Consider the following 16,441-nt stretch of genomic DNA (forward strand, 5'->3'; position numbering starts at 1 on the left):
GCGTTCCATGTCCGCACCCGCCCCGGTGCCGGTGCTGACCGTCGAGGGGATCGGCAAGCGATTCTCCGGCGTGACGGCCCTCGACCAGGTCACCCTCGACTTCCGCTCCGGCGAAGTGCTCGCGCTCATGGGCGAGAACGGCGCCGGGAAGTCGACCCTGCTGCGTGTGCTCTCCGGCGACCACGCCCCGGACGACGGCACCCTCGCGATCGACGGCGAACCAGTCACCTTCGACAGCCCGCGCGCCGCGATGGCCGCCGGGATCCGGGTCATCTACCAGGAACCCGAGATCATCCCGCATGTTTCGGTGGCGGAGAACGTCTTCGTCGGCGAGTTGCCCGCACGCGGCCGAGTGTTCAACCGCCGCGCGCTGATCACGGCGACCCGGGCCGCGCTGAAGGAGTACGGCTTCGAGGGCGTCCTCAATCCGACAACCCTCGGCGGCAAGCTTTCCCCGGCACAGCGCCAAGTCGTCGAGATCCTTCGCGTGCTCACGGCGAAAACGCCGCCGAAGGTGATCGCCTTCGACGAGCCGACGTCGTCGCTGTCCGAGCACGAAGTCGAGGCGCTGTTCCGGCTCATCAGGCGGCTGCGCGAATCCGGGGTCAGCGTGGTCTACGTGTCGCACCGGATGAACGAGATCTTCCAGCTCGCCGACCGGATCGCGGTGCTGCGCGACGGAAAGCTCGTCGGCGTCCAGAACGCGGCGGACACCGACGACAACGAACTGGTGCGGATGATGATCGGCCGCGACCTCTCGCAGCTGGTGCGGCGCACCGAAACCGGCGCCGAGGGCGACGTGATGCTCAGGCTCGACAACGTCACCACCGACGACGTCACGGACATCTCGTTCGAGGTCCGCTCCGGCGAGGTCGTCTGCCTGGCCGGGCTCGTCGGCGCCGGGCGCTCCGAGCTCGCCCGCGCGATCAGCGGGGACGTGCCGCTGCGCTCCGGCGTGATGGAGCTCGACGGAAAGCCTTTGAAGCCAAGGAATCCCGGCGACGCCGTGCGCGCGGGGATCGGACTGGCGCCGGAGGAACGCAAGACCGACGCGTTGCTCATGCAGCGTTCGGTGCGCGACAACGTCTCCATCGCGGTCCTCGACCGGATCAGCAAGTTCCGCGTGGTGCGCCGGTCCAAGGAGCGCGCGCTGGTCGAGGAGTACATCCGCGAACTGCGCGTGCGGACGCCGTCGATGGAACAGGAAGTCCGCAAGCTCTCCGGTGGCAACCAGCAGAAGACCGTGCTCGCGCGCTGGCTCGCGAGGCGGCCGAAGCTGCTGATCCTCGACGAGCCGACGCGCGGTGTCGACGTCGGCGCGAAGGCGGAGATCTACCGGATCATCGACGGGCTCGCCGCGGAAGGCATGGCACTGCTGGTGATCTCGTCGGATCTGCCGGAGGTGCTCGGCCTGGCCGACCGGATCGTCGTCATGCGCGGTGGCCGGGTCGCCGGTGAACTCCTGCGTGAGGACGCCACCGAAGAACGGGTGCTCACCCTCGCCATCCCCGAAGTGACCGAGGTGGCCTCATGAGCCTCGAAACCCAGAAACCCAGCCAGGAGAACCCGATGTCCGCAGAGCCCGTTGCCGAGACGAGCCGCGTCTCCCCGTTCCGGCGGGTGCTCAACGCCGTCGGCGTGCAGAACAGCAGCCTGATCATCGCGCTGGTCGTACTCGTGCTGATCATCGGCAGCCAGAACAGCAACTTCTTCCTCACCAACAACCTGCTGCTGATCGGCAGCGCGGTCACCATCATGGGGCTGCTGGCGCTGGTCCAGACCCTGGTGATCATCCTGGGGGCGCTGGACATCTCGGTCGGCTCGATGGCCGGGCTCGCGTCGGTCGCCTCGGCGATGGTGTTCCAGGCGACGGGCGGTAACGCCGGGATCGGCATGCTCGCCGCGCTCGGCATCGGCCTGGTGTGCGGGCTGGTCAACGGGATGATCATCATCTTCGGCCGGGTGAACCCCGTGGTCGCCACGCTCGGCACGCTCGCCGCGTACAAGGGTCTCGCGCAGCTGATCTCGAACGGCAAGTCGCAGGGCTACACCGGCGCGGACGACTTCTTCATCTTCCTCGCCAAGGGCTCCATCGCGGGTCTGCCGACGCTGGTGTGGGTGTTCCTGATCGTCGCGGCGCTGCTGCATTTCCTGTTGAAGTACACCGACATCGGGCGCAACATCTACGCGATCGGCGGCAACGACACCGCCGCCCGGCTCGCCGGGATCAACATCAACCGCTACATCATCGGCGTCTACGCGCTCGTCGGCGTGGTCGCCGCGATCGCCGGGATCCTGATCACCGCGCGAACCGGGTCCGGTCAGCCGGTGTCCGGCTCAGAAGGCCTGGAGCTACAGGCCGTCACCGGTGCCGCGCTCGGTGGCTGCATGCTCAAGGGCGGCAAGGGATCCATCGTCGGGACCGTGCTCGCGGTGTTCATCCTCGGGGTGCTGGACAACGGGATGAGCCTGCTCGGCATCAACCCGTTCTGGCAGAACATCGCGCGAGGTGTGCTCCTCGTCGTCGCCGTGGTCCTGCAGCAGCTCCGCAGCGGTGAACGCCGCGTCGGCCTGCCGACGTAACCGGCCGAGGCGACAAGGGATCCCGATGGCCTCCCCACGGGCAGGCGGTCGCAATCTGCGTAATCTGCATGCCCGGATCGTCGACGAACTCGGCAGGCTCATCGTCGAAGGTGTTTACGGAGCCGAACAGCCGATCGTCCCCGAGGACGTCGGCCGCCGGTTCCAGGCTTCCCGGACGGTCGTCCGGGAAGCCTTGCGGGTACTGGAATCCAAGGGCATGGTCACCGCGCGGCCGCGCGTCGGGACGTGGACGTTGCCGCCGGAGAAGTGGGACGCGATCGACCCGGACGTCATCGCGTGGCGCGTGCAGGGCCCGGACGGCGCGCACCATCTGCGGGAACTCCTCGAGCTGCGGCTGACGATCGAGCCGCAGGCCGCGCGGATGGCCGCGCAGCACCGCCGGCCCGACGAGCTGGCGACCTTGGCCGCCGCTTACGAATTGATGGCGGACGCCGTCGAGCGGCAGGACAGAATCGCGTTCGAAAGCGCGGATTGCGTATTCCATGCCGCTTTGGTGCGGGCGTCCGGAAACGCGCTGATCGCCCAATTGGAAGGACCGGTCGTCGCCGCGCTGCGGGCACGCGCCGATCTGCCCGAAGTGTCCGATCACGTCTCGGAACACGCGCTGGTCCTGCACTCCCGGCTACTTACCATGGTGCTGGCGAAGAACGCCGATGGCGCCGAATCCGCGTGCCACCGTTTGCTGGAAACGGTGTCGCCGTACCACTCACCGGCATCTTGATTGACACGGCAAACTCGGGCGGACCATAGTCGATTAGTTAAGATTGTTACCTAATCATCCCGGGAGGACGTCACGATGCCGGTTAAAGGATTGCGCGGCTTCACCGTGCTCGCCGTCGGACTGGTCACGAGCGGCGTGCTGGTCACCGGGGAAGCGGCGGCGGCGCCGGCGGATTGCCCGGTGGCCCAGTCGATGATCTCGGCCGGTGACTACTGGGTGGCCAACGGGCCGGACCAGGCACCGAACAACTGGCAGAACGCGACGTTCCACGTCGGCAACCTGGCACTGGTCCGGACAACGGGCGTCTCGAACCACAAGACGCTGCCCTGGGCGGACGCCGCGAAATACCAACTGCAGCCCGGCTCGTCACCCGACGCCCTCTCGGCGGGCGAGGCGTATCTCGACCTCTTCACCTACTTCCACCCGGAACCGTCCGACGTCGCCGCGCTGCGCACCCGGGTCGCCGAGGACGTCGCTTCGGCGCAGCAAGGGAAAACGGATTCCTGGGACTACGTCGAAGCGCTGAACCGGGCCATGCCGTCGTTCGCCCGATTGGGCGTACTGGACAAGCGCGAAGCGGACCTCGACGCGATGCAGGAACAATTCCACTACACCGAAAAGGTCGCCGGCGGCCACGGCTTGTTCAACGAGCTCACCGGTTTGTGGCGGCGCGACGCGACGTCCACGACGTTCTGGGCGCGAGGAAACGGCGAGGCACTTTCGGCGTTGACCAAGGTCCTGCAGGTGCTGCCCGAGAACGACTCGCGGCGCGCGGAATACGTGCGGGTGTTCAAGAAGATGGCCTTCACCCTGAAGCTGTTGCAGCGCTGGGACGGGTTCTGGAACACCGACCTGATCAACCCGTTCAACGCCGGTGGCCCGGAAAGCAGTGGCACCGGGTACTTCACCTACGGTATCGCTTGGGGCATCAACGCGGGGATCCTCGACGCCGGTCAGTACAAGCCTGTGGTGGACAAGGGCTGGCGGGCACTCTCGACGAAGGCGTTGCAGCCCAACGGTTTGCTCGGCTACGTCCAGCCGGAAGGCACCAAACCCGCGGCGGCCAAGGCCACTGACACCGCGGCTTACGGTGTCGGTGCGTTCCTCCTGGCCGGTCAGCAGGTAGCGGCGCTTACGCCTGGCTGCTCGGCGTAATAAGACTGGGTGTAGCCGGCCGTTTCCGACCGGCTACACCACCGCTGGTCGCCCCCAGACGACCATTCCCCCAGTCAAGCCCCCGGTTTCCCCAAACCGGCGGCCCGCCCGACCTCTCCCCCCTCAAGGGAAGCCGGGAGCGTGCGCTGAAAGTGTTGCGGGCAAAAAGGTTAATGATCTCAGTGCGCGAGGGCGGTGGTGAGATCCACTGCCTTTAGGAACACTAGTTTGTGCCCGAAGTCTCACGCTGGCAATACACCTTGAGGAAGACTTAACGTTTACTTAGGCAGAACTTAGGCGCCGCTCAGGATTTCGCTCGAACGGTACACGGAGTACTCGTTCCGGCACACAGCTAGTGTGCACGAGTGACGATCAAAGCGCTCATTTTCGACTTCGACGGTCTCCTCGTGGACACCGAGTCGGCCATCCTGCTCGCGTGGCAGGAGATGTTCCGGGAGCCGGGGAACGAACTGCCGCTGGACGTCACCCACGCCGACCTCGTCCTCCCCTCGTTCACCCACACGCCCCTCAGCAAGCTCCTCGCCACGTCTGCCCCCGGGGAAAGTGTCGACATATTCCCCGGGACGGTTAGAGCGAGGCGGCGTGTTTGCCGGTGGAGAGGGCGCGGCCGTCGCTGACGAGGCGCTCGGCGAGGCGGTCGATGTCGGCGGTGAAGTCGACGTCCTTGCTCTCCTGCCAGTCCTCCAGCTGTTCGAGCAGCCACAGCCGCCAGCTGCCGACGAGCCGCGCGAACAGTTCCATGCCCTCGTCGGTGAACCGGTAGTGCCCGTGCACCTCGACGAGGTAACCGGCGTCGACGAGCTGGCGCGCGGTCGGTTCGAAGATGCCCGCGGGGACCCTGTGCTCGGCGCCGATGTCCTGCATGGTCATGTTCCCGCCTTGCTTGCCGGTGCGGAAGATCTGCGCGATGAGCCAGCCCTGCGCGTAGCTGATCGACAGGCCCGAGCGCGCCAGGATCGCCGGGCCGGGATCGGTCTTGAGCCTGCCGAGCACGTTCGCGAGGAGTCGTTCCAGTTCGTGGTGGGAGTCGCCGGAGGCCGGGACGGCGAAACTTTCGCCGACACCGCTGTTCCCCGACGCCGCCGCCCGTGAGGTGTCGCGCAGCGGGACTTCCTTGAGGAACAGGGCCACCAGCAAGGAGAGCAGCCCGACCGGCGCGGCGACCAGGAACACCTGGTGCAGCGCCCCGACGTAGGCGTCGATGATCGGCGCCTTCAGTTCGGGCGGCAGGGAATGCAGGCCCTGAACGCTCTGCGCGAGGCGCGGATCCACCCCCGGCGGGAACGGATGTTCGGCGAACGCCGTCGCCAGCCTGTCCGGCAGCCCGCTGGCGTAGATCGTGCCGAACAGCGCCACCCCGAACGAACTTCCCAGCGTCCGCAGGAAACTCACCCCGGAGGTCGCGACGCCGAGATCCTTGTAGTCACTGGTGCTCTGCACGATGATCACCGGCACCTGCATGATCATGCCCACCCCGAGTCCGAGCACGATCATGAACGCCGACGTCTCCCAAAAACTGGTCGCAGCATCCATTAAGGACAGAAGGAACAGGCCCAGTGTCATCAGGATCGAGCCGATGATCGGGAACATCCGGTACTTGCCGGTCTTGCTGATCACCGTGCCGCTGACCAACGCCGCGACGAGCAGCCCCACCACCATCGGCAACATGCGCAGGCCCGAACTGGTCGCGCTCGCGCCTTGCACGTACTGCAGATACGTGGGCAGGAACGTGATCCCGCCGAGCATCGCGAACCCGACGACGAAACTGAGCACGCTGGCGACGCTGAACACCGGGCTCTTGAACAACCGCATCGGCAACATCGGCTCGGCGGCCCGGTTTTCCACGAACACGAACGCCACCAGCAGCACGACCGATGCGGCGGCCATGATCAGGATGGTCGGCGAACCCCACGGGTACTCGGTGCCGCCCCAGCTCGTGACGAGGGTCAACCCCGTCGCGGCCAAAGCGATCAGGATGATGCCGAGGTAGTCGATCTTCGGCTTGCCGACACTGCGGATACTGGGCAGCGCGACCGCCGCCACGATCAGCACGATGATCCCGAGCGGCAGGTTGACGTAGAACGCCCACCGCCAGCTCAGGTGATCGACGAACAGCCCGCCCAGCAGCGGGCCGACCACAGTGGACACTCCGAACACCGAACCCATGACGCCCTGGTACTTACCGCGCTCCCGCAACGGCACGACGTCGGCGATAACGGCCGCGGCGGTCACCATGATGCCGCCGGCGCCGAGGCCCTGTACCGCGCGGAACGCGATGAGTGAGCCCATCGAGTCGGCCCAGCCGGAGAAGAACGAGCCGATCAGGAACAGCGAAACGCTGATCATGAAGGCTTTCTTGCGGCCGAAGAGGTCACCGAACTTGCCGATCAGCGCGGTCATGATCGTCTCAGCGAGCAGGTACGAGGTGACCACCCAGGACAGGTGGTTCCCGCCGCCGAGGTCGCTCACGATCGTGGGCAACGCCGTCGCCACGATCGTCTGATCGAGGGCCGACAGCAGCATGCCCAGCATGATCGCCGCGACGATCGTGTTCTTCGCTCCCCTGCTCAGCGCGGGCGTTTCGTCTACCTCAGCTACGGCCATGGCGCGACAGTAAGGCTCGACCACACCCGTCTGCGCGCCCATTCACCCAGGCGAGTGCTCACTTCAGGCAGTCCGCCGGGTCGCCCCGGCTCAGCAACGGATCGGCTTGGGCGAAGGTGCGCGCGACGCCGGGCCCGCTGCGGCGCGTTTCGAACCGCACGGTGACCCGGCCGTGGCCCGCCCCCTGCACCCAACCGGTGCCGAACTCGGGGTGGACGACGTCGTCGCCGGGCCGCCAGCCGCCGAACTCCGGGGGCGGCGCGGGCGCGGCGACCACAGTAGAGGTTTCAAGCACAGCGGGCGCTGACGGCACGCTGAGGGTGAAGAGCGGATCCTGGTGCGGCTCGGACAGTCCGCTGAAACCGACACCGACCAACCGGACACCGCCGAACTGCTGCGGGTCGAGCAGGAGACGCTCGGCGATGGCCGTCAGCTGGTCGACGTCGTCGGTCGGATAGGCCGCCGTCTCGGACCGCGTCACGATGCTCATATCGGTGTGCCGCAGCTTGACGACCACAGTGCGCGCGACCCGCTCTGCGCGGACCAGCCGGGTGTGCGCGTGCCGGGCGATCTTGCGCGCCTCGGCCCGCAGGCGGGCGAGGTCGATGATGTCGATGTCGAAGGTGGTCTCGGCGCTGATCTGTTTGGCCTCACCGCGTTCGGCGACCGGGCGGTCGTCGATCCCGGCGGCGAGCACCCGCAGGTCGCGGCCGACGCTGCCGCCGAGCACGGAAACCGCGTCGGACTCGGACAGCGCCGCGAGCTGGCCGAGCGTCTGCACGCCGATCGTGCGGAGTTTCCCCTCGGCGACCGGGCCGATTCCCCACATCGCGCGCACCGGCAGCTCGGCGAGGTACTCGCGCTCGGTTCCGAGCGGTACCACCAGAAGCCCGTCCGGCTTGGCCTGGCCGGAGGCGATCTTCGCGACCTGCTTCCCGGCGCCCGCCCCGATCGACGCCGTCAGCCCGGTCTCCGCGCGGATCCTCGTGCGCAGGGCTTCCCCGAACGCCCGCACCTCCTCGACACTCGCGCCGGCCAACGCCGTCGGCTCGGCGAACGCCTCGTCGAGCGAGATGCGCTCCAGCACCGGGGCGTACTGGGCGACGATGCCGAAGACCTCGCGGCTCAGGATCTCGTACAACCGGAACCGCGGCGGGAGGATCACGCCGTTCGACGGCAGCAACCGGCGCGCCTGGGACATCGGCATCGCGGAATGCACGCCGTGGGTACGCGCCTGGTAACTAGCCCCGGCGACCACCCCACGCGGGCCGGTGCCACCGACGACGACGGGCCGCGTCGCGAGCGTCGGCCGGGTGAGCTGTTCGGCCGCGGCGAAGAACGCGTCCATGTCCAGATGGATGACCCAGCGCACCTCAGCGCGGGACGGTGATGGCGGTGACGACGAGGCCGTCTTCCGCCAGCCATCGGCCCTCGAGGACGTCGCGGACCCGCCCGGGTACCAGGATCTTCGCCGCGAACGTCGACGCGGCACTGTCCACGGTGATGAGCGCGTCCTCGAACTCCAGCCGCACCCCGGTCGCCGGGTACCACGCCTTGTAGACGCTCTCCTTCATACTGAACAGCAGCCTGTCCCAGCGCACTTTCGGTTCCGCCGCAAGGAGTTCGCCCACCCAGACCCGCTCGGCGGGCAGCGCGATGGCGTCGAGCACGCCGTCGGGAAGCGGGCCGTTGGGTTCCGCGTCCAGGCCGAGCATGGCGACGTCCGGGGTGCGGGCGAGGGCGACGCCGCGGTAGCCGGCGCAGTGGGTGATGGCGCCGACGACGCCGTCCGGCCATTGGGGCGCGCCGTGTTTGCCGGGGAGGATCGGTGACGCGGGCAGGCCGAGTCCGGCGAGGGCTTGGCGGGCGCACCAGCGCGCGGTGGCGAACTCGCGCTGCCGCTTCTCCACCGAGCGGCTGACGAGCTCGGCTTCTTCGGGAAACAGGACGATGTCGTGGGAGTCGTCGAACGCTTCCGACGTGACGACCCCGGCCGGGACGATCCGCTCCAGCAAGGCTGTTCCCTTCCGTCGGCTTCGCTCCGGCGGCGCTGCCCGGGCGCGCAATCCGGTGAACTGTATAAGACTGATGTGTGACACTCCGAGTAAGGTCAGAGCATGGGACATCGTGAGGACCTGATGATCGGCGCCAAGCGTTGCCTGATCGAGAAGGGTTACGCCAGGACGACAGCGCGTGACATCGTGGCCATGTCGGGCACCAACCTCGCGTCCATCGGATACCACTACGGCTCCAAGGATGCCTTGCTCAACAAGGCCCTTGTCGAGGCCATCAGTGAATCGGGTTTGGAGTTCTCCGCGGCACTGGCCAAAGGCGAGCCCGACGCGGGGCCGCTGGAGCGGTTCGAGACCGTCTGGACCCGGATGATCGAACAGTTCCCCAACGAACGGCAGCTGTGGCTGGCCAGCTTCGAGGCCTTCGCCCAGGTCGACCACGTCCCCGTCGTGCGGGAGGCGCTCGCCGATGGCATGGAGCAGGGTCGCGAAGGCGCTGTCGAGGTCTTCAAAGAGGTCGGGATGTTCCAGGAGAGCACCGACGAGGCCACACTGCGAGCCGTCGGTTCGTTCTATCACGCGCTGGTCACCGGCGTGATCGCCCAGCTGCTCGTCGATCCGGAGCACGCGCCGACCGGCAAGGATCTCGCCGACGCCCTGCGTGCCATCGTCGCCACAGTGCACCGCGACAAGGCCGCGGCCACCTCGGCCTGACCCCCTCTCCTACGCGGCGGGACCGGTTCTCCGGTCTCGCCTTTTTGTTGCTCGCGTCCCCCGGACCGGATGTGTACATTCGTCTAGGACGTAGGTATGTATGAATTCTCGGGGGTGCGCCCACCGGCGTGCGGATAATGGTCGCCGCCGGCGCGTAGCCATTCTTTCTCCTTTTCTCCATGGCCCTTTCCTGCCCGAATACGGGCGTTATCCGAGCTCACTCAAGAAAGGACCAAGAAATGAATAGGCGAGCGCTCGCGATGGTCATCCTTGTCTTCGTGCTGGCGTCGTCGCGCTCTTCATGCCGAAGCCCGACCTGACAGAAGAGGCCGAAGGCGCTCCGAAGGCCCACCTTGACGACGTTCCCACGGGAGGGCGTTAGAGTCCCTCCCGTGGGAACGGCCGTCAAGATGGGCCTTCGGACGAGCGGGAGACGGGTGAGCGGCGGTGCTGGTTCTGCACAGCCTGTTCCTCGTCGAAAACCCCGCACTCGCCTTGTGGGCGGAGGATTCCACGGTCCACGCCGGGCCGACGCCGGACGCGACAGTGCATCCGTTCGCCGTGCCCGCCGAAGCACTTCTCGAACTCCTCCCGCCGGGTGTCGGCAAGACCGGGATGGCGCCGATGGCACTCCCCTCCTACGCTTCGACACTCGCCGCGTCCCCCGAACTATCCCGTGACCCGGATCTCGAGCCAGACGAGCGGCTTCGGCTGAGTGTGCGGCAGGTTCCGGTCGTCACGATCGAACCTGCCGCCGTTCCCTCCCTTTTGGACAGTCTGGCCATCCCGGACTGCCGCTCGGGCGCGTCGATCCACTACCTCGACGCCGTGGTGACCTTCGCGCGCGACCTCGTCGACCGCGGCCGCGTACTGCCGTCCGTCATCGCGGGACCGACGGCCCGGTGGCTGCCCCGCCTGTCCGGAGTGGACTCCGCGAGGTTCGCCACCCTGCGCGACGCGATGCCTCCGGTCTTCCGCGCGGAATCCCCGGAACGCGGACCGTCCACTGTGCTCAAAGCCGCGCTCGATGCCTTGGTGGACAGCATGGTCCGGCTCCGGCTCACCGAGGTGCGGCTCACCCCGCCTCGACGCGGGAGGCTCGCCGCGGCCGACGTCGCCACGGACGCCTGGCTGACGGCGTTGACCGGCACTCCTCGGTTCGAGGCGGATCCCGTGCAGGTGCACCGGCTCACGCGCCGGCTCGAGGAGTGGCACGCCAGCGGTGTCCACGAAGGACCGGTGCGGCTCTGCTTCCGGTTGAGCACCCCCGGACAGCTCGACGTCCGCGACGAGGATCCGGAACCCGCCTGGCGCCTGGAATTCCTCCTGCAGGCCGTCGACGACCCGAGTGTGCTGGTGCCCGCGTCGCAGGTGTGGCGTGCCGGTGGCAGTGTGCTCCAGCGCTGGGTGGATCGGCCCGACGAACTGCTGCTCACCCAACTCGGCCAGGCGAGCCGCCTGTACCGCGGGCTGGACGAGGCGTTGCATCAGCCCCATCCGGTCGGGCTGGATCTCGACGCGGCGGAGGCCTACGAATTCCTGACCCGGGCGACTTCCTTGGAGCAGGCCGGTTTCGGTGTCCTGCTCCCCACTTGGTGGCGACGGCCGGTCGAGCTCGGGCTGAAGCTGACTACGGTGAAAAGGTCGCCTTCGGTCGCGGTGACCACGGAAGTCAGCGTCGAGAAGAAGGCGCTGGTGGATTTCCGGTGGCATCTCGCGCTCGGCGAAGACCAGCTCACCGAGGGCGAACTCGGTGAACTGGCGAACGCCAAGGTGCCGCTGGTCCAGGTCCGCGGTCAATGGGTCCACATCGACCAGAAGCGCCTGGCGGCCGGGCTCGCGTTCCTGAAGCACACCCCGGGCGGACAGGCGTCGATCGGCCACCTGTTCCGGCAGATCGGCCTGCCGCCGGAGGATTCCGGGCTCCCGCTGCCGGTGATCTCGGCCGGCGGTGAGGACAGTGTCGGCAAACTGCTGTCCGGGCAAGCGGATCGGTATCTCGAGCCCGTTCCGCCGCCTCCGGGCTTCAAGACGACACTCCGGCCGTACCAACGCCGCGGCTTGGCGTGGCTGGCTTTCCTGGACAAGCTCGGCATCGGCGCCTGCCTTGCCGACGACATGGGCCTTGGCAAAACCGTGCAGCTGCTGGCTTTGGAGGCGCTGACCCGCGCTGACGAACGACGTCCGCCGACGCTGGTGGTTTGCCCGATGTCGGTCGTCAACACCTGGGAAACCGAAGCCGCCCGATTCGCGCCGAAGCTCGCCGTCCACGTGCACCACGGCAGCGCCCGGCTCAGCGGTGAGGAATGGGCCGCGACGATCGCCGAGAAGGATCTCGTCATCACCACCTACGCCTTGGCCGCCAAGGACGCGGAAATCCTCGGCGCGATCACCTGGGATCGGGTGGTGCTCGATGAGGCCCAGAACATCAAAAACGCGGGCTCACAACAGTCCCGTGCCGTCCGGGCCCTGCCCGCACGACACCGCGTCGCCCTGACCGGGACCCCGGTGGAGAACCGGCTCGCCGAGCTGTGGTCCATTATGGACTTCCTCAACCCGGGCATTCTGAGCACCGCGAACACCTTCCGCGCGCGGTTCGCGGTCCCGATCGAGCGCTACGGCGACGACGGCACGGCCGCGAGACTGCGGCGCGTCACGGGACCGTTCCTGTTGCGGCGGCTCAAAACCGACCCGACGGTCATCACCGATCTGCCCGAAAAGATCGAGATGAAACAGCTCTGCACGCTGACCGTCGAACAGGCGTCGCTCTACCAAGCCGTCCTCGACGACATGCTCGGCAAAATCGAGGCGAGTCAGGGCATCGCGCGTAAGGGCCTTGTGCTGGCGACGATGTCGAGGCTCAAACAGGTCTGCAACCACCCAGCGCAACTGCTCGGCGACGGCTCGCGGGTGGCCGGGCGCTCCGGCAAGCTGACGCGGCTGGAGGAGATCCTCGAAGAAGCACTCGCCGAGGGCGACAAGGTGCTGTGCTTCACGCAGTTCACCGAATTCGGCCAGATGCTCGTGCCGCACCTGTCCGCGCGCTTCGACACCGAAGTGCTGTTCCTCCACGGCGGCACCACCAAGGCAGCGCGTGACGCGATGGTCGAACGGTTCCAGGCTCCCGGCGGACCGTCGATTTTCCTGCTGTCACTGAAAGCCGGAGGCACCGGGCTGACACTGACCGCGGCGAACCAGGTCGTGCACCTGGACCGCTGGTGGAACCCCGCGGTCGAGGACCAGGCCACGGACCGGGCGTTCCGCATCGGGCAGAAGCGCAACGTCCAGGTGCGGAAGTTCGTCTGCATCGGCACGCTGGAAGAGAAGATCGACACGATGATCCAGGACAAGAAAGCCTTGGCGCAGCTCGTTGTCGGCGCCGGTGAAAGCTGGCTGACCGAGCTGTCGACCAGCCAGTTCCGCGACCTCGTCGCCTTGTCCCCGGGACTGACCGGTGAGTGAGCGGACTTGGTGGTCGCGGCGGTTCGTCCAGGTGCTGGAGGCACTGGGCATGGGCTACGGCCTGGACCGCGGCCGCCGCGACGCCCGCGCGGGCACGGTATTGAGCATGTCGCTGTCCACCAGCGTGGTCGTCGGCCAGGTCCAGAGCGGCATCGACACGACGTACCGGACACGCATCGGCGTCAAAGCGCTCAGTGCCCGCGAATGGTCCCTGGTCGAAGCCGCGCTGGCGGAAAGTTCGCTGTACACCGCGAAACTGCTCGCGGGCGAGCTACCTCCCGAGATCGAGAAGGTGTTCGCGGACCTCGACCTCGAACTGTTCCCCACCACGCTGCGCGAGCTGTCGATGGACTGCACCTGCCCGAACTGGGAGATGCCGTGCCGCCACCTGGCCGCGGTCTGCGCCGTCCTCGCGGACTCCTTCGACACCGATCCGTTCCGGATCCTCGCCTGGCGCGGCCGCACCCGCACGGAACTGCTCGCGCGGATCCGGAGCCTGCGCAAGGAAGTAGAGCCCAGCGACGGCCCGTCCCTCGCCGAATCCTTGGACACCTTCTGGACCATGCCCGCCGAGCCCGTCATCCGCGCGTCACGCCCGGCGGGCAACCCGGACGCGCTGCTCGACCAGCTCGACCCACTGCCGATCACCCTGCGCGGCCACGACGTCGTCGACCTCCTGCGCCCGGCTTATCGCCATCTGTCGACAGCTGGCGAAAGTTAGCCCAGCAGGGTTCGGAGCTGGGAGAGGAGATCGCTGCGGCTGGACGCGCCGAGCCGCTGGCGCATCCGCGCGACGTGGTGTTCCACCGTCTTCGCCGAGATGAACAGCTGCGCCCCGGCCTGTTTGTAGGTCATCCCCGCCAGCACCAGCTCGGCGACCTGGATCTCACGCTCGCTCAGTGCCGAGTTGTCCACTGTGGACGCCATGGCCGACTCGTCCTCATCGGACTTGCCGCGCAACGTTCTGGCGCAGTCGAGCAGGGTCACCATCACCTTGCGGTCCGACGTCCGGATGGCCGCCTGTCCCGCCAGCCGTCCGGCGTCCCACCAGAGCCCGGCACCGTGCAGTCCCCGGGCGGCGGTCTCCACCTCGACGACGTCGACAGCGCCGGAAAGCACCCGCAGCCAACAACTTGCCGCCGCCGACAGCATGGCCGGGTACGCGCCGAGCCCGGCGTCCGCGGCCAGCGCCGTCACGTGTTCCTCGGCTTCGGCCGGACGTTCGGCGATGATCGCCGCGTGCAGGCAGCTCCAGTGCAGCGGTCCCGTCCACAGTGGAGGATCGCCGAGCGCGGCGAGGAGTTCGCGCGCCTGCCGGAGATGCGGCGCGAGCCTGTCCTGCTCGCCGAGCCTCGCCGCGGCCACCGCGAACTCGCCGAACGGCAGCAGGGTGAACAGGTCGACCCGTTGCCGGATCACGGCTTCACAGGCCTCGCCCCAGATCCGCCGCAGCGCGGCGAGATCGCTCCGGCGCCGGGCGAGCCCGACCTCCAGCGCGACCGCGAAGAGCCAGTCCCGCGATTCCAGCTCGCTCCCGGCTTCTTCCAGCATTTCCGTGGCCAATGCCAGCTCTCCCCGCACCATCGAGAGCCACGCCAGCAGCAGCCGGTGCCGCGCGAGCAACGTCGCCCCACCGGTTTCCGCGGCGATCGCGCGCTCCAGCAGCTGCTCCGCGATGGCCAGTTCGCCGCGGTGCAACGCCATCACCGCGGCGAGCGCGGCCGGGCTGTCGGGCAGCAGCACGGCCCGGCCGACCGGTTCCAGCATCTCCGCGGCGTTGACCATGGTGGACAACGCGCTCGTCTGCGGTCCGGTGACCGATTCGAGGATGCCCCGCGCGGCGGCTTCCACCGCACCGGTCAGCAGGGTCGGCGGTTCGTCCACATCGGACTGACCGAGGATCTTTTCGGCGTCGGCAAGACGTCCGGTGCCGACGAGCGCGATCGCGGCGAACGCCTTCGCCTGCCCGCCCCCGGCCCAGCGGTGCAGTTCCGCACTGCGCGCGAGCTGACCCCGGTGCGCGAGCGCGGCACCCATGACGCGCGCGCCCAGCGCCCGCTCCGTCTTGTCCTCCCCCGCGATCGCCTGGTCCGCCAGCCGCAGCGCGGTGTCGAGGTCTCCTTCGCGGGCCGCGGCTTCCGCCCAGCGGGCACTGACCGCGGTCACCGGTGTCCCGGCGGCCACCGCGGCGTCGAACAGCCGGGCCGCGAGTGCCGCGTCCGTCGGCAAAGCCTCCTGCGCGGCGGCTTCGAACGCCTTGGCCACGCTCTCGCCGGTGAGCTCGTCGGAAAGCCAGTTCCTGGCCATCGTGAGCATCGAACCGCCGTTTTCCAGCCGCAGCTCGGCGAGCCGTCGCCGCATCGCGGTCCGCTGCTCGACCGGGACCAGCGAACGGACCGCGCTCACGCCGATCGGCAATGGCCTCCCGTCCGGTCCGAGCAGCCCGGTCGCGCGCGCCGCGTCGATCACCTCGGCGACCCCGTCGGCTTCGGTGCCCAGCACCTCGCGCAGCAGGTCGACGTCCAGTCCGGCGCCCGCTTCGGCGGCGAGCAGGAACTGCAAGGTATCCGGTGCGTGGACGATCCCGGCGATCTCGGCCAGCACGGTTTCGGGCAGCTCCGGGGTGGAGCCCAGCGCGCTCACCAGGCGGTGCACCAATCCCGGGACGCCGCCGGTCTGGGTGTGGACGAATTCCGCGAGCCCGCTGTCCACGCCGGCGGCCTCGAGGTAGGCGTCGATCTGCGGGCGCTCGAACGGCCGCAGCACGATCTGGCCGCGGAACCGGCCGAGCAGGTCGTTCAGCGCGGCGGGCCGGGGACTCGGGCGCGCCGCGACCACCAACCCGACCCGGTCGTCGTCCGCCAGCCGCCGCAACTCGCCGAGTTCGTCGTCGCCCAGCAGATGCGCCGCGTCGGCGAGCACCAGCGCGGGTCCGTCGACCTCGTCGCGCCCGAACCGCACCACCGGGGTTTCGCAGATCCGCGCGAGGTGTTCGAGCAACGCCGTTTTGCCGTACTCACCGGGCGCCACGACGGCGAGCCGCACGGGATCGACGCGGCCGCCCGCGATCTCCGCGCACAGCTGCCGGGTCGGCGCATCTTGAATGGGCGCAGTGAGCACCGGCTCGGCGGAAACCGGCTTTGAGAAA

General features: G+C 68.3%; 12 protein-coding genes. 8 read left to right on the forward strand and 4 right to left on the reverse strand.

The window, feature by feature from the left end; translation table 11 throughout:
• The first annotated feature begins 7 nt into the window (after positions 1-7).
• The 5 genes from VGP60_RS38315 to VGP60_RS41870 all read left to right on the forward strand — a co-directional run bounded on the left by VGP60_RS38315 (position 8) and on the right by VGP60_RS41870 (position 5,118).
• Positions 8-1,534 carry a sugar ABC transporter ATP-binding protein gene (locus tag VGP60_RS38315; RefSeq protein ID WP_327553115.1) on the forward strand — a complete coding sequence of 509 codons (1,527 nt, stop codon included), beginning with the start codon at positions 8-10 and terminating at the stop codon, positions 1,532-1,534.
• Positions 1,531-2,583 (forward strand): ABC transporter permease, encoded by a 1,053-nt coding sequence (locus tag VGP60_RS38320; RefSeq protein WP_327553116.1) that lies wholly within the window; start codon positions 1,531-1,533, stop codon positions 2,581-2,583. Before VGP60_RS38315 ends, VGP60_RS38320 begins: the two co-directional genes overlap by 4 nt.
• A 25-nt stretch (positions 2,584-2,608) precedes the next feature.
• Entirely contained in the window at positions 2,609-3,325 is a 717-nt protein-coding gene (locus VGP60_RS38325) for a FadR/GntR family transcriptional regulator (protein WP_327553117.1), read from the forward strand.
• 75 nt (positions 3,326-3,400) lie between these two features.
• A complete protein-coding gene (locus VGP60_RS38330; protein ID WP_327553118.1) occupies positions 3,401-4,480 on the forward strand; it encodes a glycoside hydrolase family 88 protein in 1,080 nt (359 codons plus the stop codon).
• Between the two features lie 365 nt (positions 4,481-4,845).
• Positions 4,846-5,118, forward strand: coding sequence for an HAD hydrolase-like protein (locus VGP60_RS41870; RefSeq protein WP_414640472.1), 273 nt, complete (start codon positions 4,846-4,848; stop codon positions 5,116-5,118).
• On the opposite strand, the gene VGP60_RS38340 is transcribed toward VGP60_RS41870, so the two are convergent.
• The 3 genes from VGP60_RS38340 to VGP60_RS38350 are packed head-to-tail and all read right to left on the reverse strand — an operon-like array spanning position 5,069 to position 9,120.
• The gene (locus VGP60_RS38340) at positions 5,069-7,105 is read right to left on the reverse strand and encodes an MDR family MFS transporter (protein WP_327553119.1); all 2,037 of its coding nucleotides are present in this window, start codon (positions 7,103-7,105) and stop codon (positions 5,069-5,071) included. The genes VGP60_RS41870 and VGP60_RS38340 overlap by 50 nt on opposite strands.
• Positions 7,106-7,163: 58 nt before the next feature.
• A complete protein-coding gene (locus VGP60_RS38345; RefSeq protein ID WP_327553120.1) occupies positions 7,164-8,477 on the reverse strand; it encodes a DNA polymerase IV in 1,314 nt (437 codons plus the stop codon).
• Position 8,478: 1 nt separating this feature from the next.
• Positions 8,479-9,120 (reverse strand): 4'-phosphopantetheinyl transferase family protein, encoded by a 642-nt coding sequence (locus VGP60_RS38350; RefSeq protein ID WP_327553121.1) that lies wholly within the window; start codon positions 9,118-9,120, stop codon positions 8,479-8,481.
• 102 nt (positions 9,121-9,222) lie between these two features.
• Here VGP60_RS38350 and VGP60_RS38355 point away from each other — a divergent pair, with 102 nt between their 5' ends.
• From VGP60_RS38355 to VGP60_RS38365, 3 genes are all read left to right on the forward strand, one after another.
• A complete protein-coding gene (locus VGP60_RS38355; protein WP_327553122.1) occupies positions 9,223-9,831 on the forward strand; it encodes a TetR/AcrR family transcriptional regulator in 609 nt (202 codons plus the stop codon).
• A gap of 447 nt (positions 9,832-10,278) precedes the next feature.
• Positions 10,279-13,293, forward strand: a complete 3,015-nt coding sequence (locus tag VGP60_RS38360; protein ID WP_327553123.1) for a DEAD/DEAH box helicase — start codon at positions 10,279-10,281, stop codon at positions 13,291-13,293.
• Entirely contained in the window at positions 13,286-14,014 is a 729-nt protein-coding gene (locus VGP60_RS38365) for a hypothetical protein (RefSeq protein ID WP_327553124.1), read from the forward strand. The genes VGP60_RS38360 and VGP60_RS38365 overlap by 8 nt, the downstream gene beginning before the upstream one ends.
• On the opposite strand, the gene VGP60_RS38370 is transcribed toward VGP60_RS38365, so the two are convergent.
• Positions 14,011-16,413, reverse strand: coding sequence for a LuxR C-terminal-related transcriptional regulator (locus tag VGP60_RS38370; RefSeq protein ID WP_327553125.1), 2,403 nt, complete (start codon positions 16,411-16,413; stop codon positions 14,011-14,013). The two genes, VGP60_RS38365 and VGP60_RS38370, sit on opposite strands and share 4 nt — an antisense overlap.
• Positions 16,414-16,441: the final 28 nt, after the last annotated feature.

The organism is Amycolatopsis sp. (genome assembly GCF_036008905.1).
Taxonomy (GTDB): domain Bacteria; phylum Actinomycetota; class Actinomycetes; order Mycobacteriales; family Pseudonocardiaceae; genus Amycolatopsis.